The organism is Amycolatopsis aidingensis, assembly GCF_018885265.1.
GTDB classification, from domain to species: Bacteria; Actinomycetota; Actinomycetes; order Mycobacteriales; family Pseudonocardiaceae; genus Amycolatopsis; species Amycolatopsis aidingensis.
In genome coordinates, this window is the sequence record NZ_CP076538.1 from 316045 (window position 1) to 336164 (window position 20120).

20 protein-coding genes are annotated in these 20120 nt (G+C 68.9%); 14 read left to right on the forward strand and 6 right to left on the reverse strand.

Translation table 11 applies throughout. The annotated features are described in order from the left end of the window. Nucleotides 1–21: 21 nt before the first annotated feature. The 5 genes from KOI47_RS01630 to KOI47_RS01650 all read right to left on the reverse strand — a co-directional run bounded on the left by KOI47_RS01630 (nucleotide 22) and on the right by KOI47_RS01650 (nucleotide 4319). Nucleotides 22–297: a DUF2277 domain-containing protein gene (locus KOI47_RS01630; protein ID WP_216213111.1), complete on the reverse strand. Its 276-nt coding sequence runs from the start codon at nucleotides 295–297 to the stop codon at nucleotides 22–24. 100 nt (nucleotides 298–397) lie between these two features. Then, complete coding sequence (locus tag KOI47_RS01635) at nucleotides 398–1483, reverse strand: AAA family ATPase (RefSeq protein ID WP_216213114.1); 1086 nt, start codon at nucleotides 1481–1483, stop codon at nucleotides 398–400. Between the two features lie 28 nt (nucleotides 1484–1511). Further along, nucleotides 1512–2549, reverse strand: coding sequence for an aliphatic amidase (locus tag KOI47_RS01640; RefSeq protein ID WP_216213119.1), 1038 nt, complete (start codon nucleotides 2547–2549; stop codon nucleotides 1512–1514). 37 nt (nucleotides 2550–2586) lie between these two features. Continuing rightward, complete coding sequence (locus KOI47_RS01645) at nucleotides 2587–3201, reverse strand: AmiS/UreI family transporter (protein ID WP_216213122.1); 615 nt, start codon at nucleotides 3199–3201, stop codon at nucleotides 2587–2589. Between the two features lie 92 nt (nucleotides 3202–3293). Continuing rightward, entirely contained in the window at nucleotides 3294–4319 is a 1026-nt protein-coding gene (locus tag KOI47_RS01650; RefSeq protein ID WP_216213126.1) for a substrate-binding domain-containing protein, read from the reverse strand. A gap of 155 nt (nucleotides 4320–4474) precedes the next feature. On the opposite strand from KOI47_RS01650, the gene KOI47_RS01655 reads away from it, so the two are divergent. Beyond that, nucleotides 4475–4903, forward strand: a complete 429-nt coding sequence (locus KOI47_RS01655; protein WP_216213129.1) for a MarR family winged helix-turn-helix transcriptional regulator — start codon at nucleotides 4475–4477, stop codon at nucleotides 4901–4903. On the opposite strand, the gene KOI47_RS01660 is transcribed toward KOI47_RS01655, so the two are convergent. Continuing rightward, on the reverse strand, nucleotides 4896–6152 hold the full coding sequence (locus KOI47_RS01660) for a helix-turn-helix domain-containing protein (protein WP_232376484.1): 1257 nt from the start codon (nucleotides 6150–6152) through the stop codon (nucleotides 4896–4898). The genes KOI47_RS01655 and KOI47_RS01660 overlap by 8 nt on opposite strands. Before the next feature lie 775 nt (nucleotides 6153–6927). Between KOI47_RS01660 and KOI47_RS01665 the strand changes: the two genes are divergently transcribed. The 13 genes from KOI47_RS01665 (at nucleotide 6928) to KOI47_RS01725 (ending at nucleotide 20114) form a co-directional block, all read left to right on the forward strand. Next, the gene (locus tag KOI47_RS01665; protein WP_216213130.1) at nucleotides 6928–8079 is read left to right on the forward strand and encodes a DUF6801 domain-containing protein; all 1152 of its coding nucleotides are present in this window, start codon (nucleotides 6928–6930) and stop codon (nucleotides 8077–8079) included. Between the two features lie 69 nt (nucleotides 8080–8148). Beyond that, entirely contained in the window at nucleotides 8149–8763 is a 615-nt protein-coding gene (locus tag KOI47_RS01670; RefSeq protein ID WP_216213132.1) for a DUF6801 domain-containing protein, read from the forward strand. Between the two features lie 23 nt (nucleotides 8764–8786). Continuing rightward, nucleotides 8787–10259, forward strand: a complete 1473-nt coding sequence (locus KOI47_RS01675; RefSeq protein WP_216213135.1) for a DUF6801 domain-containing protein — start codon at nucleotides 8787–8789, stop codon at nucleotides 10257–10259. A 3-nt stretch (nucleotides 10260–10262) separates the two neighbouring features. Continuing rightward, complete coding sequence (locus tag KOI47_RS01680; RefSeq protein ID WP_216213137.1) at nucleotides 10263–11282, forward strand: ABC transporter ATP-binding protein; 1020 nt, start codon at nucleotides 10263–10265, stop codon at nucleotides 11280–11282. Next, nucleotides 11279–12067 (forward strand): MlaE family ABC transporter permease, encoded by a 789-nt coding sequence (locus KOI47_RS01685; protein WP_216213140.1) that lies wholly within the window; start codon nucleotides 11279–11281, stop codon nucleotides 12065–12067. The genes KOI47_RS01680 and KOI47_RS01685 overlap by 4 nt, the downstream gene beginning before the upstream one ends. A 4-nt stretch (nucleotides 12068–12071) precedes the next feature. Further along, a complete protein-coding gene (locus KOI47_RS01690; protein WP_216213143.1) occupies nucleotides 12072–12911 on the forward strand; it encodes an MlaE family ABC transporter permease in 840 nt (279 codons plus the stop codon). Beyond that, nucleotides 12908–14170 (forward strand): MCE family protein, encoded by a 1263-nt coding sequence (locus KOI47_RS01695; protein WP_216213150.1) that lies wholly within the window; start codon nucleotides 12908–12910, stop codon nucleotides 14168–14170. The genes KOI47_RS01690 and KOI47_RS01695 overlap by 4 nt, the downstream gene beginning before the upstream one ends. Beyond that, nucleotides 14167–15189: an MCE family protein gene (locus KOI47_RS01700; protein WP_216213153.1), complete on the forward strand. Its 1023-nt coding sequence runs from the start codon at nucleotides 14167–14169 to the stop codon at nucleotides 15187–15189. The genes KOI47_RS01695 and KOI47_RS01700 overlap by 4 nt, the downstream gene beginning before the upstream one ends. Next, entirely contained in the window at nucleotides 15186–16190 is a 1005-nt protein-coding gene (locus tag KOI47_RS01705; RefSeq protein WP_216213156.1) for an MCE family protein, read from the forward strand. Before KOI47_RS01700 ends, KOI47_RS01705 begins: the two co-directional genes overlap by 4 nt. After that, nucleotides 16187–17245, forward strand: coding sequence for an MCE family protein (locus KOI47_RS01710; RefSeq protein ID WP_216213159.1), 1059 nt, complete (start codon nucleotides 16187–16189; stop codon nucleotides 17243–17245). The genes KOI47_RS01705 and KOI47_RS01710 overlap by 4 nt, the downstream gene beginning before the upstream one ends. 60 nt (nucleotides 17246–17305) lie before the next feature. Beyond that, on the forward strand, nucleotides 17306–18376 hold the full coding sequence (locus KOI47_RS01715; protein ID WP_216213162.1) for an MCE family protein: 1071 nt from the start codon (nucleotides 17306–17308) through the stop codon (nucleotides 18374–18376). After that, nucleotides 18373–19548 (forward strand): MCE family protein, encoded by a 1176-nt coding sequence (locus tag KOI47_RS01720; protein ID WP_216213165.1) that lies wholly within the window; start codon nucleotides 18373–18375, stop codon nucleotides 19546–19548. The genes KOI47_RS01715 and KOI47_RS01720 overlap by 4 nt, the downstream gene beginning before the upstream one ends. Then, nucleotides 19545–20114 (forward strand): hypothetical protein, encoded by a 570-nt coding sequence (locus tag KOI47_RS01725; RefSeq protein ID WP_232376485.1) that lies wholly within the window; start codon nucleotides 19545–19547, stop codon nucleotides 20112–20114. Before KOI47_RS01720 ends, KOI47_RS01725 begins: the two co-directional genes overlap by 4 nt. Nucleotides 20115–20120 lie beyond the last annotated feature (6 nt).

A 20120-nucleotide genomic window follows, 5' to 3' on the forward strand; every position in this document is an offset into this window, starting at 1 on the left:
AACATGTTCTACCTTGGTTGGCTATGCCTGCGAGCGGGCGGCCATGCGGGCACGCACCTCGGGGCGGCGCAGCGGCGGGTCGTTCTTCGGTGGCTGCTTGCGTTCCGGCAGCTCGGCGAGCAGCCGGGTGGTGATCGCGGTGATCTCCGCGACGGCCGCCTCGAAGGGCTCCCTGGTCTTGTCCGAGAGCGACTGCACCCCGGTTACCTTGCGTACATACTGCCGCGCCGCGGCCTCGATCTCCTCATCGGTCGCATGCGGTTGCAGCCCGCGCAGCGTGGTGATGTTCCGGCACATGATCCCAGCGTACGCCCCCGAAGGGCCCTGAACGTGGCGTTCGAGACGTCAGACGTCCCAATCGGTCCGTTCGCGACGGTAGACGTCCGGAAAGCCACGTTCAGGACGTTGCCGGGGACGTTTGGGTGGTGACCTCGCCGCCTGCGGCGGTGGCGTGCACCCGGAGGGGGGTCGCGGTGCGGCCGCGGGCGCGCAGGATGGCGGTGGCGACCGGCTCGGCGAGGGTGGTGCGCAGGGCGCGGCGCAGGCCACGGGCGCCGTACACCGGATCGAAGCCGGTCTCGGTGAGCAGGGCGGCCACCGTGTCGTCCACTTCGAGGTCGACCGAGCGGCGGCGGAGGCGGGCCCGGAGCAGGTCGATTTCCAGGCGGGTGATCCGTTCCGCGGTGGCGGTGTCCAGCTCGGTGAACACGACCGTCTCGTCGATCCGGTTGAGGAACTCGGGGTCGAAGAACTCGCGGATGGCGGTGTCCAGGGTGGTCTGGTTGCCGCGGGCGGCGAGGCGATCCCCCAGCGGCCCGGCGAGGCGGCGCCAGCGGGAGGCCCGGCGGCGGGCCAGTTCCGCCGAGCCGAGGTTCGAGGTGAGGAACACGAAGCTGTTCCGGAAGGAGATCGTCTGCTGGCCGTTAGCCAGCCGGAGCTTGCCGTTGTCCAGCACGTGCAGCAGGGCGCGCAACACGGTCGGGTGCGCCTTCTCGACCTCGTCGAAAAGCACGATCCCCGGCGTGTACGGATCTCCCTCTATTGTGGACCGATCGAAGACGCTGTAGGCCTCCTTGCTGCCGGCGTAGCCGGGCGGGGCGCCGGTGAACGAGGCCGCGTAGTGCTCCTGGGCAAGCGAGCTCATGTCCACCCGGCACAGATCATCCGGCCCGGATCGCAGTTCCGCCGCGATCTGGCGGACCAGCTCCGTCTTCCCGACGCCGGTCGGCCCGACGAGCAGCAGGTTGGCCAGTGGGCGGCCGGGGTCGGTGACGCCCGCGGTGGCCAGGGTCAGGGCCCGAACCGCGCTGTGCACGGCGGGGGACTGCCCCAGGATCCGTGCGCCAAGACGCTCGGTCAGGGTGTCCGGGTCGAAGGTGGCCGGTGGCTGCCGGTCGGATTCGGCAGCCACCGGCGGAGAGCCGTCCTGACCAGCATGCCTGCGACGGTTCTGGTCGTGGTACATGTCGGTCAGGTACGGCATGGATATCCTTTCTTCGCCGGGGAAGTTGTCAGGCCTGCATCGTCTTTTCCACCGGAAGGTCACCGACCTGGCAGTCGACCACCCCGACGGTGCTGCGGGTGATCGCCTCCACGTTCTCCTGCGCCTTGGTGGCGTCGGTGACCCACTGCTTGTAGAACTCGAACGGGCAGTCGGCGACGCCCTTGTCCCCGTCACCCGCGGCATGCACCCCGGAGTAGCCACGGTGCAGCAGCTTGAACAGGTGGTTCTGGGACTGGTCGTTCTCCCGCGCGTCCCGGATCGCCGACAGCGAGATCTGCGCGTACTGGATGCCGTACTCCTCCTCGCCGGTCTCGCCGAGCGTGCGGCCGTCGAAACCGATGATCGCGGAGTGGCCGAAGTAGGAGTACACGCCGTCGAAGCCGGCCGCGTTCGCCACCGCCACGTAGCAGTTGTTCGCCCATGCCATCGACTTCGCCATGATCACCTGCTGCTCCTTCGCCGGGTACATGTAGCCCTGGCAACGGACGATCAGCTCGGCGCCCTTCATCGCGCAGTCGCGCCAGATCTCGGGGTAGTTGCCGTCATCGCAGATGATCAGCGAGATCTTCATCCCCTTCGGGCCGTCGGTGACATAGGTGTTGTCACCCGGGTACCAGCCCTCGATCGGGCACCAGGGCAGGATCTTGCGGTACTTCTGCACGATCTCGCCGTGGTTGTTGATCAGGATCAGCGTGTTGTACGGCGGCTTGTTCGGGTGGTCCTCGTGCTGCTCGCCGGTGATCGAGAAGACGCCCCAGGTGTCCGCCTCGCGGCAGGCAGCGCTGAAGATCTCGGTCTCCTCGCCGGGAACGGTGGCCGCGGTCGCGAACATCTCGTCCGGGTCGTACATGATGCCCTGGGTGGAGTACTCCGGGAACACCACCAGGTCCATTCCGGGCAGCCCGGTCTTCATCCCGACCACCATGTCGGCGATCTTGCGCGCGTTCTCCAGCACCTCGGACTTGGTGTGCAGCCGCGGCATCTTGTAGTTGACCACCGCGACGCCGACGGTGTCGGGGCTGGCCGAGATATCACCGTGTCGCATCAGTTTCTCCTTCGATTTACTTCAGTAGGACATTGCGTCACGCGGTCGCGGGAGCGGGCTGGGTCGCGCGCTCCCGGGAGAGCAGTGCCGCCGTGGCCACCAGCACGACGCCGATACCGGCGGCGAGCAGCGCGGCTGGGCCGTCCGAGGTGTAGGCGCCGGTCATGGCAAGGAACGCGGGCACCGAGCAGGTCGGCTGGCTGAGCAGGACCACCGTCCAGCCGGTGAACTTGGTCAGCCCGGTCATCCCGAGGCCGAGCACCAGGAAGAACAACGACCACAGCAGGGCCCAGGCGAGCCAGATGACGCCGAACACCGGGTCACCCTGGCGCCAGAACGAGATTCCCGCGTACACCACCGCGGCGGCGGCTACGAACAGCGAGAACCAGCCGACGCCCTCGGGTTCGAGGTTCGCCAGGTTGGCGATCCCGACGTAGAGATACGTGAAGCCGAACAGGTACAGGCCGGAGGCGGCGAGGATGGCGTCCGTGTCGTCACCGGCCTGAATGATCAGCACGGTAGGGGTGACGCACTGCAGGGCGCCGACGAACAGGTTCAGCGGCCCTGCCGAGCGGGTGGGCACCTTGCCCAGCAGCATCAGGCCGTTCACCAGCAACACCGCGCCGACGTAGAGCAGACCCACGTTGTTCATCGGGCGCCTCCGATTAGGATCGGATGGAATAATTTCAGATGAAAATAAGTCGGCAAGGGGGTGCCGTCAAGGGGTACTGCCGGTACGGCCGCTCAGAGCCGGGTGATGACGTCGAAGTCGTAGCCGTCCGCGATGGCGAGGTGGACGTGCTGGCTGGCCTGCTGGCCGTGGAACTCCACGGTGCCGCGCGGCCCGTGGTAGGCGACGCCGTCGATGGCGGCGTTCAACTCGGGCAGGTCCGCGGTTCCTGCCCGGCGGGCGAGGCTTGCCAGGGTGTGTAATCCTTCGTAGCAGGACTCGGCCGCGTTGTTCAGCGCCGGCGCGCTCGGTCCGTGCAGGCCGACATACCTGCCGAGCAGATCCAGCGCGTCGGCGCTGACCAGAGAACGGAAGTACGCGGCCGAGACGAACAGGTTGCCCGTCGCCGCGTGCCCGCTGGCGAGCAGCATGTTCTCCTCCATCAGCGGGCTGAACCGCAGCAACCGCTCGGGCAGCCCGCGCCGGGCGAACTCGCGGTTGAACTCCACCGCGTCGTGCCCGACGAGCAGCATCAGCACCCCGTCGCACGGGGTGGCCTCGACCCTGCGCACCAGCCGGGTCATATCGCCTGCGCCGAGACCGACGAAGGCCTCGCCCGCGATGTCCAGGTCGAGCTCGCGGGCGAACTGGCGCACCGCCGCGGTGGATACATGCGGCCACACGTAGTCGTCACCGACCACGAACCACCGCCGCGCGCCGAGGTTGTCCCGCAGCCAGCGCAGCGCGGGCGCGACCTGCATTCGCGGGGTCTCGCCCGAGCAGAAGATGCCCGGCCTGCGCTCGCCACCCTCGTAAAGGGACGAGTACACGTATGGGACGCGATCGGCGAGTACCGGCGCGAGTGCGTTGCGTACCGAGGAGATGTGCCAGCCGCTCACCGCGTCCACCCGGCCGTGCTCGACGAGTTCGCGCAGCTCACTCGCGATGGCCTGCGGTGCGGCGCCACCGTCCAGTACCTCGAACCGGACCTCCCTGCCCAGGATGCCGCCCTCGGCGTTGATCTCGTGCGCGGCGAGTTCCGTGATCGCCTCGCAGGAGGGCCCGAACAGCCCTGCCGGCCCCTGCAAGGGAATCACCATCGCGACATTCCAGATGTCGCGGCGGCTTCCGGCGGCGACACCGAATGCCATGGGGTCTCCGCGAGGTCCGTGCTACGGCAATGGTGGACTTACTTTCACCTGGAAGTCTTACAATCGGCTGAGGTTTCCGCAAGAGGGAGGACGGGCGGCACGAGATGCGTGAGGACAGCGCTACCGATAGTGAGATCGCCTCCGCCGAGCCACTGATCCGGGTGCTCACCAGGGCGGCACGGGTGGTCACTTTCCGGGTGGAGCAACTGCTCAAGCCGGAGGGCTTCAGCCTGGACCAGTGGCTGGTGGTCGAGGCGCTGGCCGAGCAACGCGGGTTGTCCATGGCCGACCTCGCCACCAGGACCATGGTCACCGGCCCGACCCTGACCAGGGTGGTGGACAAGCTGGTGTCGAACGCGGTGGTCTACCGCGAGGTGGACGCCGAGGACCGCCGCCGGGTGCGCGTGTACCTCAGCCCGCGTGGGCGTGCCGCCTACAAGCGGATCGCGGCGAAGATCGGCAAGGTGGAACGCGAACTGCTCGGCCAGGCCGACACCAGCAGCATTCTCGCCTTCCTCACCACGCTCAGCTGAGCAGCTGGAGGGCGCGCAGGGAGATCTCGAGCGCGAAGCGTTCGTCCGGGTCGCGCAGCCGGTCCCCGAACAGGTCCTCCAGCTGGTGCAGGCGGTACCGGACGGTCTGCGGGTGGATGTGCAGGCGGGTCGCGATCTCCGGCGCACTGCCCCTGGTCTCCAGCAGCGCGAGCAGGGTCTCGCTGAGCCGGGTGCGTTGCTTGACGGTCAGCGGGTCCAGCGGGGCGAGACAGGACCGGGCGAGCTCGCGGACCAGGAACTCGTCGGTGGTCAGCAGCAGGGTGGGGAGGTGCTCCCCGCACCAGATCAGCTGCTGGTCGGCCAGTACCCCGCGGCGGGCGAGCTCGAGCGCGCGCCGGGCCCAGCGCAGCGAGATGTTCGCCTCGGAAAGCCGGACTTTCGGGCCGACCACGGCTCGCCAGCCGGACCGGCAGGCCAGTTCGGACTCCAGTTCGGACCGTCGTCGGTCCGGATCGGCCACGATAAGGTAGGGCTCGCTGTCGCCGAGATCGGCGAGCACCCCGTCGTCCAGCGCCAGCGCCGCCGGTTCGGCGAGCTCGTCCCGGCGTTCCAGCGCGACCGCCGCGATATGTTCGGGTAGCTCCCACCGCGCGGGCCCGGCCAGCTCGCCGAGCGCCTCGGTGGAAACCGGTGGGTCGGAAAGGATCAGCTCCAGCAGGCGTCTTCGGCGGCGTTCCAGCGCGCCCGCGTTGCGTACCTTCGCCGCGGCGTAGCCCTCCACCGACAACGCGGAGATCTCATCGATGTAGACGAACAGCGCGTCGGCGAGCTGGCAGATGGTGGCCGAGGACAGCTGGGCGGCCTGGCCGAACTCGGCGATCAACCGCCAGGCGACCCGCGCGCCGACGTGATATGCGGTCTGCAGGGTGTCCACCCCGCGGCCCTCGCTGACCTCCAGCTTGCCGAGCCAGCGAAACAGCTTCGCCGCCTCCTCCTTGGAGGCGTCCGGATCGGCCATCCGCTCGATGAACTGGTTGATCGCCTGCTCGATTCCCTCGGTGATCGCTTCCCCGAAGCGGCCTTCCAGCGGCCGGGCGTACTCCGGGATCGAGCGCTGGATCTCGTGCAGGATCGCCGCGGCGACATCGCCCGCCCGTGGCCGGAACATCGCGGCGAGGCTGCGCGGCAGGGCGGACCAGGGATCGTCCGTGCCGGTGCAGCCCGGTTCACCTTCGCCGTTGCGCGATACCGTTCGCCGGCTCGAATCCGGCCCGGCGACCCATTCCACGGATCTTCCCCTTGGTCTCAACAGATCACGCCACCCTTGTCCGACAGGTCCGCGAATCTTGTAACCTGCGTCACAATATCGATGGTCAGGGTGCTTGTCAACGGGTTCAATTCGCTCATGGTTAACACAAAACATGCGGGCGACCATTGATTGATCTTCCGGCGATCTTCCGGTGGCCGAAAACCCAGGTCGGCCGGGTTGTGTTCGGGGTGCACGTCCGCGTCCGGTCGGGGATTGTTTCAATCTTCGACGGTGCTGGATAATTGTCATGTGAAAACCGGGAATCCTGTCGTTTTTGGTGGCCTTTCGGGTATGTGGCCCGGGCATCTCACGGCGTGTCGGTGCAGGTCGGGTGACGTCCGTTCGGGTTAGCTCAGTCGGCCGCAACCTGCCTATACTGGGCTTGTTCGCCCACCTCGTTGCGCCGAACGAACCAGCAGGCGTGGTCTTCCCGGAAAACCTGGCTGGGACATCACAATGTTCAACAAGCCTTTTTGGCAGCTTGGTGACAAATTCCTGAAGCGGTTGATCTGGAACGATCCCGCGGCAAGTGGACACTTGTTTCCCGCGTCACACTGAAGTAACCTACTGGCTGGTAGATATCTGAAGGAAATTGGACTCGACTACCGCAATACGTCCCGTTGGGTCTATTGATGTGGGCCGCGGCCAGCCTCCGTTAATGGTGCTGCGCTCGCCCGGGGGGCCCGCATCCGGCCTTAGGAGAATTCGTATGATTGGTCGCGTATCTTCATCCAGACTGCGTACCGTGGCGTCGGTGACCACGGTAGGCATGGTCACCGCACTGGCCGGCGCGCTCGCCGCCGGACCCGCCACCGCGTACACCACGAGTCCGCTGGACGTGGTCAGCAAGGAACTCACCTACACCTGCACCTTCCCACTGGTCGGCCCGCAGCCGGTCACCGCGACGGTCAGTGTCGACCTGCCGGCCTCGGCTGCCGTCGGGGACCGGATCCAGCCCACCGGTCTCGCCATCGACTTCACGCTCAGCGAGAACATCGTGACCGCGTTCCGGTTGATCGGCGCCGCCACCATGGAGGCCGATGGGGTCGCCGATGTGGACGTCGCCTTCGGCGGCAGGGACCTCACCATCGGAGTGCCGAACCTGAAGGCGCCGAAGCAGGACATCCCGGCCAGCGGCCCGATGAGCAGCAGCATGACCGGTCCGATGCCCAGCTTCATCCTGTACGAACCGGGCTCGCTGGAGATCAGCGCGGGCCAGCAGTTCTTCGCCTCGGCCACCGCGCTGGACGCGAACGGCAACGACACCGCGCTGGGCAACCCGATCGACATCCCGTGCACGCAGGATGCGGGCCAGGACCCGCACCTCGGCACGATCGACGTCACCGGCGCGGCCACGGCGGGCCCGGCGACCGGTGTGTCGGCCCAGGGCAGCGTGGACAAGGAACTCGCCTACACCTGCACCTTCCCCGAGGCCGGGCAGCAGGACGCCGTGGGCAGGGTGACGGCCACCTTCCCGGACCAGGCGCAGGTGGGCCAGCGCGCCGAGATCACCGACGCCGAGGTACAGGCGGATATCAACGAGGCGAGCGTGGATGTGCTGCGGGACAACGGAGCCGCCACGGTCGAGGGTTCCGGCCAGGCCGACCTGCACGCCAGCCTCACCGACGCCAGCGGCACGCTGGAGCTGACCCTTGGCCTGCCGGCCACCATCCCGCCGGTGGACGTGCCCGCGGCGGGCGGGCTGACCGCGTCCCTGCCGATCAACACCCCGTCGTTGATCTTCCGTGCGGCCGGGGATCTCTCGGTGGCGGCCGGTGACCTGAACGGCACGCTCACCCCGCGGGACGCCGCGGGCAACGAAACCGCGCTCGGCACCTTCGACGTGCCCTGCCAGCCGCAGGCCGGTCAGGACACGCACCTGGCGACGGTCCCGATCGTCGCCTGACCAGCGACCCGGTCCGTGCCCGCCGGCCCGGCGGGCACGGACCGGATCGTTCCAGTGGAAGGAGATCCGATGCCGCGTGGCCTTTCGATGGTTGCCCTCGTGCCCGCGATGGCTGCCATGCTGACCGCGCCCACCTCGGCCGCGGCCGAGGTGGACGCCATCGAGGTGGACAAGGAACTCACCTACACCTGCGAGTTCCCCTATCTCGTCCCGCAGGAGCTCAGCGGCACTGTCCGGGTGAGCCTGCCGGACTCGGTCGAGGTGGGCGAACGGTTCCAGGCGAACAGCGACGTGACCATCGCGCTCACCCTGAACGAGGACATCGTCACCGTGCTGAACCTGCTGGAAGCGGCCACGTTCGAAGGTACCGCACGGGCCGATGTGGACGCCGACATCAGCGGTCTCCGCACCACGCTGGGGATTCCGGGGCTGCGCATTCCGGTTACCGAGGTTCCGCCGGAAGGGGAACTGCCGGTCACCATCACCGGGACCATGCCCTCACTGATCGCCTACCAGCCCGGCACGCTGACACTGGCCGCAGGCGAGGAGTTCACCGCGACCATCGACGCCCGGCGCGTGGACGGTTCCCCGATCGAGCTGGGGGAGTTCGACGTCACCTGCGCGATCACCACGACCGATCCGCCGCAGGATCCGCACCTGGCCACGATCCCGATCACCGAGTGAGGACCGAGAGCTGAGGAGATTCCGTGCTGTCTGTTCGATCGGTACCGCGGCGACGGTCACGTGGTGCCGCGGTCGCGGCGGTGGCGGCGCTGACCCTGGTGGCGGGCCCGGTGGCCGCGGGCAGCGCGCCGGACACCGGGGACGCCGTGCTCCAGCCGGTGACCACGAGCCTGCGCAACACCTGCGAGTTCCCTGGGGCAGGCAGCCAGCCGTTGACGGCGGGTCTCACCGCGAGTTTCCCCACGGTGGTCCGGGCACCGGAGGACCTGCGGGCCGCGGACGTCTCGGTGGGCCTGGTCCTGCCCGCAGGCACGGTCACCGCGTTGCGGGCCGCGGGGATGGACTCGTTGGCCGGCACCGTGCGGGTGAACGCCTTCGCCCAGCACGCGGGAAAGCGGGCCAAGGCGCAGGCGAAGGCGGAGCTGCCTGCCCAGCCGCTGCCCGACGATGGCGAGCTCGTCCTGCGGCTACCCGGCGAGCTGGAACCGATCGCGACCAACGCGGCCGGTGAGGTAGCGCTGACCCTGGACCGGCCCGAGCTGATCCTGCTCGGCGAGGCCGAGACCGGGACCGGGGCCGAGACCGGTGCGGCGGGCTCGCCCGCCGGGGTGTTCTGCACCGTGGAGGAGGGCCAGGACACCGCGCTGGCCACCGTGCGGGTGGCGGCGGCCGACCGGACTCCCACCCCCAGCACCACAACGGACCCGAGCACACCCGGATCGACCGGGTCCAGCACGCGAAGCACGATCCCTTCGCAGTCCACAGTAGACACAACCGACGCTTCCTCCTCGGCGCACCGGGCCGGGGAAGGCCCACCGGGGGCGGCGGCCGACACCGCCAACCTGTGCGGTACCGAGATACCGCCGGACGCGATCCAGGTCCGGCGGGGCTACTACAACGTGGTGGTGACCGCCGGGGTCCGGAAGCTGGACTCGGACATCGTGTTCGGACCACCCGGCTACCTCGGCGGGGACCTCTGGCTCTGGCTACGCCGCAACCCCGACACCGGCGGAATCCTGTACTGCAACGGGATCAGCGGCGACCTGTGGCTGCCCGAGACAAGGGACTCGTTCGTGATCTTCCGGTTCGTGCCGGCATCCGCGCTGGTCAAGGTCAGTCAGACCGCCCCGGCCGAGGGCTCGGTCGACCCGCTGGAGTTCGTGTTCGAGGGCACCGCGACCGCGATGATGACCATGCGCGACGTCCGGGTGAACGGGACGCCGCTCGATGTCGGGCCGGACTGCGGCACCAGGGTGCCGATCGAGATCGAGCTCTCCTCCGAGCCGGGCGAGTGGGACCTGGCCAACGGCGGGGTCATGGAGTCGGAGTACACCATTCCGGAGTTCGCGAACTGCGGCGTCACCGAGCCGCTGGACTCGCTGTTCACCAACCTCGTCTCCGGCCCGGACAACCACATCCGGATCGAGTTCAGCCCGATCCGGGAGTGCTCGGTTCCCGACCCGCCACCGGTGTGCGCGCGGCCGGAGGAGGGATAGCCGATGGGTGCCGAAGTGGCCGTGGAGGGCCTGAGCAAGTCCTTCGGGAGCCAGAACATCTGGCGGGACGTCTCGTTGGTGCTGCCGGAGGGCGAGGTGAGCGTGCTGCTCGGGCCGTCCGGAACCGGCAAGTCCGTGTTCCTGAAATGCCTGATCGGTCTGCTCCGGCCGGAGCGGGGCAGTGTCCGGCTGGACGGGGTGGACCTGGTGCGCTGCTCGGAACACCAGCTGTACTCCGCCCGCAGGCAGTTCGGGGTGCTGTTCCAGGACGGTGCCCTGTTCGGCTCGATGAACCTCTACGACAACATCGCCTTCCCGCTGCGCGAGCACACGCGCAAGAGTGAGACGGAGATCCGGCAGCTCGTCGGGGCGAAAATGGAGCTGGTCGGGCTCACCGGCGCGGAACGGAAACTGCCCGGCGAGCTGTCCGGCGGGATGCGCAAGCGGGCCGGGCTGGCCAGGGCGCTGGTGCTGGAGCCGCGGATCATCCTGTGCGACGAGCCGGACTCCGGACTCGACCCGGTCCGCACCGCCTATCTCGCCCAGCTGCTGATCGACCTGAACGCGCAGCTGGACACCACGATCCTGATCGTCACGCACAACATCGCCGTGGCGCGCACGGTTCCGGACAACGTCGGGATGCTGTTCCGCCGCAGGCTGGTCCTGTTCGGGCCGCGTGAGGTGCTGCTGACCAGCACCGAACCCGCGGTGGCCCAGTTCCTGCGCGGCAGGCGGATCGGCCCGATCGGGATGAGCGAGGAGAAGGACAGCGCCACCATGGCCGCCGAGGCGGCCCAGGACCCCGGCGAGGAGCCCGAGGAGCAGGCGCGGGTGGTGCCGCAGCTCGAACCGACGCCGGGGCTGCCGCCGCGGCGGGCCGTCCAGCGGCGCAAGGACCGGGTGATGCGGCTGCTGCCCCAGCTCCCGGAACAGGCACGGCAGGACATCCTGGCCTGCCTCACCGATGCCGAGCGACATCGTTACGGCGTGCCCGTCCCGCAGCCGAGGGGGTACCGGCCATGAGCGCCCCGCCGGTCGCGAGCATGGGCCTTGCCGCGCTGCGCCAGGTGGGAATGTTGTGCTCGCTGGGGCTGGATGTGTTGCGGCTGAGCCTGAAGCCGCCGTACCAGTTCCGCGAGTTCATCCAGCAGTGCTGGTTCATCGTCCGGGTCAGCATCCTGCCCGCGGCGCTGGTTTCCATCCCGTTCGGCGCGGTGATCGCGCTGCAGCTGGGTTCGCTGACCCAGCAGATCGGCGCGCAGTCGTTCACCGGGTCGGCCAGCGTGCTGGCGGTGATCCAGCAGGCCAGCCCGCTGATCACCGCGCTGCTGATCGCGGGCGCGGGCGGCAGCGCCGTCTGTGCCGATCTCGGCTCCCGCACCATCCGGGAGGAGATCGACGCGATGCGGGCGCTCGGGGTGTCCCCGATCCACCGGCTGGTGGTGCCGAGGGTGCATGCCGCGATCGTGATCGCGGTGCTGCTGAACGGCATGGTGAGCGTGGTCGGGGTGCTCGGCGGCTACTTCTTCAACGTGATCATGCAGGACGGAACCCCCGGGGCCTACCTGGCCTCGTTCTCCGCGCTGGCCCAGCTGCCGGACCTGTGGATCAGCGAGATCAAGGCAGTCCTCTTCGGATTCATCGCCGGGATGGTCGCGGCCTTCCGCGGGCTGAACCCGCCGCCGGGACCGAAGGGCGTCGGGGACGCGGTGAACCAGTCCGTGGTGATCACCTTCCTGCTGCTGTTCTTCCTCAACTTCATCCTCACGACGATCTACTTGCAGATCGTCCCGCCGAAGGCGTTGTGATCCGATGACAGATACGGGACTGAAGCGGCGCGGGCCCGTCGACCGGTCGCTGGACCCGCTGGGCAGGCTCGGCGACCAGCTTTCCTTCTACCTGCGCGCCCTGCTGTGGGTGCCGCGCACCCTGCACCGGTACTTCAAGGAAGTGGTGCGGCTGCTGGCCGAGGTCAGTTTCGGCACCGGGGCGCTCGCCGTGATCGGCGGCACGATCGGCGTCATGGTGGGCCTTTCCGTGTTCACCGGCACGGTGGTCGGCCTACAGGGCTTCTCCGCACTGAACCAGGTGGGCACCTCGGCCTTCGCCGGGTTCCTCTCCGCCTACTTCAACACGCGCGAGATCGCCCCGCTGGTGGCCGGGCTCGCGCTGTCCGCGACCGTGGGCTCAGGGTTCACCGCGCAGCTTGGCGCGATGCGCATCTCCGAGGAGATCGACGCGCTGGAGGTGATGGGGGTGCCCAGCCTCCCGTTCCTGGTCACCACCCGGATCATCGCCGGGTTCATCGCGATCATCCCGCTGTACGTGATCGGCCTGCTCACCTCCTACCTGGCCGCGCGCACCATCACCGTGGAGTTCTACGGGCAGTCGACCGGGACCTACGACCACTACTTCACCTTGTTCCTACCCCCTGAGGACGTGGTCTGGTCCTTCGTCAAGGTGCTGGTGTTCAGCGTGGTGATCATCCTGGCGCACTGCTACTACGGCTACCGCGCCGCGGGTGGCCCGGCCGGGGTCGGGGTGGCCGTCGGGCGCGCCGTGCGCTCGGCGATCGTGACCATCGCGGTGCTCGACTTCTTCCTCAGCCTTGCCATCTGGGGAACCACCACGACGGTGAGGATCGCGGGATGAGGGGACACAGTCCGGAGGAACGGTTCCGCAGCCCTGGGCTGCGCGTGCTCGGCGTGGTCTACCTGGTGATCGTGGCGGTGTTCCTGTGGCTCACCATCGCCATCTACCGCGACGTGTTCAGCACCGAGGTCCCGGTGACCCTGCGCGCCGACCACGTCGGCAACCAGCTCCAGGCACAGGCGGATGTGAAGATGCGCGGGCTGATCGTGGGCACGGTGCGCGAAGTGGACAGTCACGGCGACGCCGCCGAGCTCGAGCTGGCCATGGACCCCGAGCTGATCGACAAGGTACCCAGCAACGTCTCCGCCCGGCTGCTGCCGAAAACCCTGTTCGGGGAGCGGTACGTGAGCCTGGTCGAACCCGCGGACCCGGCGCCGACCCCGCTTTCGGCCGGGGACGTGATCGGCCAGGACCGCTCCGCCGCATCGATCGAGCTGGAGCGGGTGCTGAACAACCTGCTGCCGCTGCTGCGTTCGGTGGAACCGGCCCAGCTGGCGAGCACCCTGAACGCACTCGCCCAGGCGCTGGAGGGGCGCGGCGAGCCGCTGGGTGACACGCTGGTCCGGGTCGGCAACTACCTCGGCGAGCTGAACCCGCAGCTACCCGAGATCAAGGACGACATCTCCGCCTTCGCCGACGTCTCCGACACCTACGACGCCGCGGCTGGCGACTTCCTGCACGCGCTTTCCGATCTCACCGTGACCAGCAGGACGGTGGTGCAGCAGCGGGCGAACCTGGACGCGCTGTACCGCACACTCACCGCCGCGACCAGGGACGTCACCGGGTTCCTCGAACAGAACAAGGAAACCCTGATCCGGCTCTCCGCCTCCGCCCGGCCCACCCTGGACGTACTGGCCCGCTACGCCCCGCAGTACGCCTGCATGCTGGACTCGGTCACCGACCTGATCCCCCGGCTGGAGAAGACCTTCGGCAAGGGCACCGACAAACCCGGCCTGCACGTGAAACTCCGGTTCGTGCCGGACCGGGGGCAGTACTACCCGGGGACCGACGACCCGCGCTACGACGACACGCGCGGTCCCCGCTGCTACGGCTCGGACGGTGGCGAGGACTCCGCAGCCGCGATCCCCGCTTTGTCCACGATGGACTCCGAGCTGGGTCCGGCGAACTCCCCGCAGGAAAGGAACTTTCTCGCCGCCGTGCTGGCGCCGACGCTGGGGGTGCGGCCCGCGGAGGTGCCGGAGTGGAGCAGCCTGCTGCTCGGCCCGTTGCTGCGTGGGACGGAGGTGGAGTTCGAATGAGGGACATCCTTGCGCCGCTGGTGAAACTGATCGTGTTCGCCGTCGTCACGCTGCTCAGCACCGGTCTGCTGGCGATGTCCATCGCGAACACCGACCTGCGGGCATCGCATGAGTACTCCGCGCGGTTCACCGACGTCACCTCGCTGGTGGAGGGGGACGACGTGCGGGTCGGCGGGGTGCGGGTCGGCGAGGTGGAAAGCATCGAGCTGATCGACCGGCGGCTGGCCAGGGTGGAGTTCTCGGTTGACGCCGACCGGGTCCTTCCCGCCTCGGTGACCGCGGGCCTGAAGTACCGCAACATGCTCGGGCAGCGCTATATCGCGCTAGAGCGCGGCGTCGGCGAGGTGGACGGGGTGCTGCCGCCGGGCGGGGAGATCCCGCTGGAGCGCACCAGTCCCGCGCTGGACCTGACCCTGCTGTTCAACGGTTTCCGCCCGCTGTTCCAGGCGCTGTCCCCACAGGACGTGAACAAGCTGTCCTACGAGCTGATCCAGGTGTTCCAGGGCGAGGGCAGCACGGTGGACAGCCTGCTGCGGCACACCGCCTCGCTGACCTCCACCATCGCCGGCAAGGACGAGGTGATCGGCAAGGTGATCGGCAACCTGAACCAGGTGCTGGACACGGTGAACGCCCGCGGCTCCGAGCTGTCCTCCTTGCTGGACACCGTGCAGCGGTTCGTCTCCGGGCTGGCCGCGGACCGCGAACCGGTCGGCGAGGCGATCACCTCACTTGGTGATCTCGCCGACTCCACCGCCGGGCTGCTCGCGGACGGCCGCCCGGCGCTGCGGTCGAGCATCGGCGAGCTCGGCCGGTTGTCCGAGAACCTCGCCGACAACGAGGAGATCGTCGAATCCGCACTGCGGAACCTTCCAGTGAAGATGGAGTCGGTGACGCGGATGTCCTCCTACGGCTCCTGGATGAACTTCTTCCTGTGCGAGGCGACCACCTCGCCCGCGGCGGGAAGCTCGCCGCTGCCGCTGGCCGGGATCCCGCGCACCGAGCCGAGGTGCTACCGATGAAAAGTTTCTCCGAACGCAACCAGGCAGGCATCGGCACGGTGAGCATCGTGCTGCTCAGCTTGATCGCGCTGGTCACCTTCTACTCCGAGGACCTGCCGATCATCGGCGGCGGCACCACCTACACCGCGCACTTCGCCGAGGCCGCGGGCCTCACCGCGAGTACCGAGGTGCGGGCCGCCGGGGTGAAGGTCGGCACGGTCACCGCCGTCGAGCTGGAGGGCGACCACGTGCGGGTCACCTTCCGGGTGGACGACGCCTGGGTCGGCGACCGCACCACCGCGGAGATCGGGATCAAGACCCTGCTGGGCTCGAAGTACCTTGCGATCGACCCGCGGGGCAGCGCACGGCAGGACCCGGACGAGCCCATCCCGCTGGAGCGCACCACCACTCCCTTCGACATCAACGAGGTGTTCGACCAGCTCTCCGCCACCGTCGGGGATATCGACACCGACCGGCTGGCCAGGTCGATGCGGGTGCTCACCGAGACCTTCGCCGACTCGCCACCGCATGTGCGCTCGGCACTGGAAGGGCTTTCCGCGCTGTCCGAGACGATCGCCTCCAGGGATGCCGAGCTGGCCAAGCTGCTGGAGAACACCCGCAAGGTCTCCCGTACCTTCGCCGACCGCAAGGACGCGGTGCGGCAACTGCTTTCCGACGGCAACCTGCTGCTGGCGGAGCTGCGCGCGCGCAAGGAGTCGATCAGCGAGTTGCTTTCCGGGACCCGCGAGCTCTCCGCGCAGCTACGCGGGCTGGTCGCGGACAACTCGGGCCGGCTGCGCCCGGCGCTGGAGCAGCTGGACCGGGTGAACGCCGTGCTGCAACGCAACCAGGAGGAGCTGAACCGCAGCCTGGCGCTGGCAGGCCCGTACTACCGGCTGATCGGCAACACCATGGGCAACGGCAGGTGGATCGAGACCTACCTGTGCGGGCTGATCGAACCGCCGGAGGGCGAGCCCTGCGCGCCACCGAAGGAACCCTTCCCGCAAGGAGGACCGCGATGAGCCCGGCCGGAACGCGCAAGGGCCTGCGTGCGGGCATCACCCTGACCATCCTCGCCGTGCTGCTGGCCGCGGCCACCGTGCTGATCATCCGGCCGGGCGGGCAGCAGCGGTTCACCGCGTACTTCACCGCGGCGGTGGGCCTCTACCCCGGCTCGACCGTGCGGGTGCTCGGCATCCCGGTGGGCACGGTGGCGGAGGTGGTCCCGGAGGGCGAGCGGGTGCGGGTGGAGCTCGCGGTGGACTCGGATGTGCCGATCCCGGAAGGCGCCTCCGCCGCCGTGGTGGCGCCCAGCCTGGTCAGCGACAGGTACGTGCAGTTCGTCCCGGTGTACACGCAGGGCCCGAAACTGGCCTCGGGCGCGGTGATCCCGGTGCAGCGCACGGTCACCCCTGCGGAGCTGGACGAGCTGTTCGCCAGCCTGGACGAGCTGGCCGGTGCGCTCGGCCCGGACGGGGCGAACTCCGATGGCGCGCTTTCGGACCTGCTGGACACCCTCGCGGAGAATGCGGACGGCAACGGGAAGCTGATCAATGACACGATCAGCAAACTGGCCGCGGCCAACCAGACGCTGTCGGGCACCAGGGACGAGCTGTTCGGCACGGTGTCCAGCTTGCAGGAGTTCACCAGCATGCTGGCGGGCAACGACGACCAGGTGGTCGAGTTCGCCAGGCAGCTGGCCGACATCTCCGCCTTCCTCAGCGGGGAACGCACCGAGCTGGGCGCCGCGGTGAGCGAGCTTGCCACCGCTCTGGAGTCGGTGCGCGGGTTCATCAAGGACAACCGCGGGCACCTCAAGTCCAACGTGGACAAACTGGTGGAGATCACCAAGGTGCTTGTCGACCAGCGGGACTCGCTGGCCGAGGCGCTGGACACCGCGCCGAACGCGGTGGAGAACTTCTACCAGGGATACAACCCGCAGCGGCGCACCCTGGACTCCCGCACCCTGCTGCTGGAGTGGTGGCCGCAGTCCCAGCAGGACTCCGGTGCGCCGGAGGACGCGCCCGCACTGCCGCTGCCACCGGTCGGGCCCGCCTACAGCACGGGAGGTTCCTGAGAGATGGCGCTTGAACGGGAGTTGACTGCTCGAGGTGACCGCGTTCGGGAACAAGCACTGATGCGCCGCCGGGTCATGCCCGTGGCCGTGCTGGCCGCGTTCTCGCTCACCGGCTGTGGTGCGGGCGGGTTCAACGGGATCTACGCGCTGCCGCTGCCCGGTGGGGCCGATCTCGGTGCGCATCCGTACCAGGTGACCATCGAGTTCGCCAACGTGCTGGACCTTGTGCCGCAGGCCGGGGTCAAGGTGAACGACGTGCCGGTGGGCAGGGTGGACCGGATCGAGGTCGCGCCACAGGACTGGACGGCGCGGGTGACCGTCTCGGTGCACGGGTCGGTCGACCTGCCCGCGAACGCGCACGCGAGCGTGCGGCAGTCCAGCCTGCTCGGGGAGAAGTTCGTGCAGCTGAGCGAACCCGCGGGCGGCGGGACCGGGAAGCTCAACGACGGGGCGCTGATCCCGCTGGAGCGCAGCAATCGCAACGCCGAGGTGGAGGAGGTCTTCGGCGCGCTCTCGCTGCTGCTCAACGGTGGCGGTGTCGGGCAGATCCAGCAGATCACCAGCGAGCTGAACCAGGCGCTGGACGGCAACGAGGAAGGACTTCGTGCACTGCTGTCCAATATGGACACATTTGTCAGTCAGCTGGACGCGCACCGGCACGAGATCACCAGGGCGCTGGAGGGGGTGAACCGGCTTTCGGCCACCCTGGCCGGGCAGCGCGAGCGGATCGACGAGGTGCTGCGTGACCTCCAGCCTGGGGTGGAGATCCTGGCCCAGCAGCGGGAGTCGCTGGTGACGATGCTGCGCTCGCTGGATTCGCTCTCGGCCGTCGCGGTGGACACGATCGACAAGGCCGGCGCGGATATGGTGGCCGACCTGCGGCGGCTGGAGCCGATCCTGCGCAACCTCGCCGACGCGGGCAAGGATCTGCCCGAGGCTTTCGAACTGCTGCTGACCTTCCCGTTCCCGGACTCGGCGATGGAGATGTTCCGGGGCGACTACGGCAACGTGTTCGTCGATCTGGACACCCCGGTGCCGCCGGGTGAGCCCACCGAACCCGGTGCGCCGGGTGCCCCGGTCGTCCCGCTCCGTCCGATGGATTCACCCGCGTTACCAGGGGGCGAGAAATGATCACGCGCAAGGTGCAGCTCCAGGTGGCCGTGTTCGTGCTGGTCGCGCTGGTCGGCGTGAGCTACGTCGGGTACAGCTACGCCGGGCTGGACCGGATGTTCGGCGGCAGCGGGATGGTGGTGCAGGTACGGCTGGCCTCGTCCGGCGGACTGTTCACCAATGGGGAGGTCACCTATCGCGGGGTGCAGGTCGGGCGGGTCGGCCCGATGCGGCTTGCAGGGGAGGGGATCGAGGCTGACCTCTACCTCGAGGACTCGGCCCCGCCCATCCCCGCGGACACCGCGGCCGTGGTCACCAACCGGTCCGCCGTCGGGGAGCAGTACCTCGACCTGCGGCCGCGGTCGGCGGATGGCCCCTTCCTCACCGAGGGATCGGTGATCGAGCAGGACCGGACCAGTCTCCCGCCCCCGGTCGAACAAGTGATGTCTACATTGGACAGCATGGTCGCCTCGGTACCGTTGGACTCGCTGCGTACCGTGGTGCGCGAGGCCGGGGCGGCCTTCCAGGGTACCGGGCCGGAGCTTGGCAAGCTGATGGACAGCGCGGACGCGTTCACCCGCACCGCCGTGGAACACCTGCCGCAGACCAGCAAGTTGATCACCGACGCGCGTACCGTGCTGAACACGCAGGTGGAGCAGGCACCCGCGATCGACTCGTTCAGCCGGGACCTGCGGCTGCTCGCCGAGCAGTTCAAGCATTCCGATGGCGACCTGCGCAGGCTGATCGGTGCCACCCCGCCTGCCGCCGAGGAGACCAGCGCGCTGCTGGCCGAGTCCGGCAGGGGGCTCGGGCTGGTGCTGGCGAACCTGCTGACCCCTTCGATGATCTTCGAGAGCAGGACCGCGGCCACCGAGCAGTTGCTGGTCTACTACCCGCTCGCGCTCAGCGCCACCGAGGATGTGGTCGGCAGGGACGGGGAGGCCCGGTTCGCCTCGGTGCTGCGCTTCTTCGAGCCGGAGCCATGCATCCGGGGCTACCAGGACACGGTGTACCGGCCGGGCACCGACACCTCGCCCGCCCCGGAGCTGAACACGCGGGCGCGCTGCACCCTGCCGTACGGGCACCCGAGTTCGGTCCGGGGTTCGCAGCACGCACCGAAGGGCGCGCCCGCGCCCGATCCGGATGGCCTGAGCCAGTTGCTCGGGGTCGACCTGCTGCGAGGTGGACGGTGACAAGTACCGCGGAACCGACGGAGGTGGCGGAGCCGACGGAGCCGGAACCGGTCCGGCCGCGCCGTCCGCGGGCGAGCATGATCCTGGCCCTGGTGCTGGTGGTCGCCGCGCTCGGCTATGCGGGGTGGGCCGGGTTCTCCTGGTGGCGGGCCGCCGACCAGGCAGGCGGCTACGCGCAGGCGAGGGACGAGGTGCTGCGGGTAGGCGAGCAGGGCGTCACCAACCTCACCACCATGGACCACACCCGGTTCGATGAGGGGATGAGCCGGTGGCGCGATTCGGCGACCGGGGCGCTGCGGGACAGCCTGGTGCAGGACGCCCAGCGAACCAGGGAGCGGATCACCGGCGCGCGGACCTCCACCCGCGGGAAGGTGGTGGACGCCGCGGTGACCGAGCTGGATCAGCGCGCCGGGTCCGCCACCGTGATCACCGCCGTGGAGATCACCGTGACCAAGGAGGGTGCCGAGCCCGCGGTACGGCGCAACCGGTTCCAGGTGGAACTGCGCCGTACCGATGACGGCTGGAAGCTGAGCGCGTTGAGCGCGGTCGGTGTCGGCGGCGAGTGAGGAGAG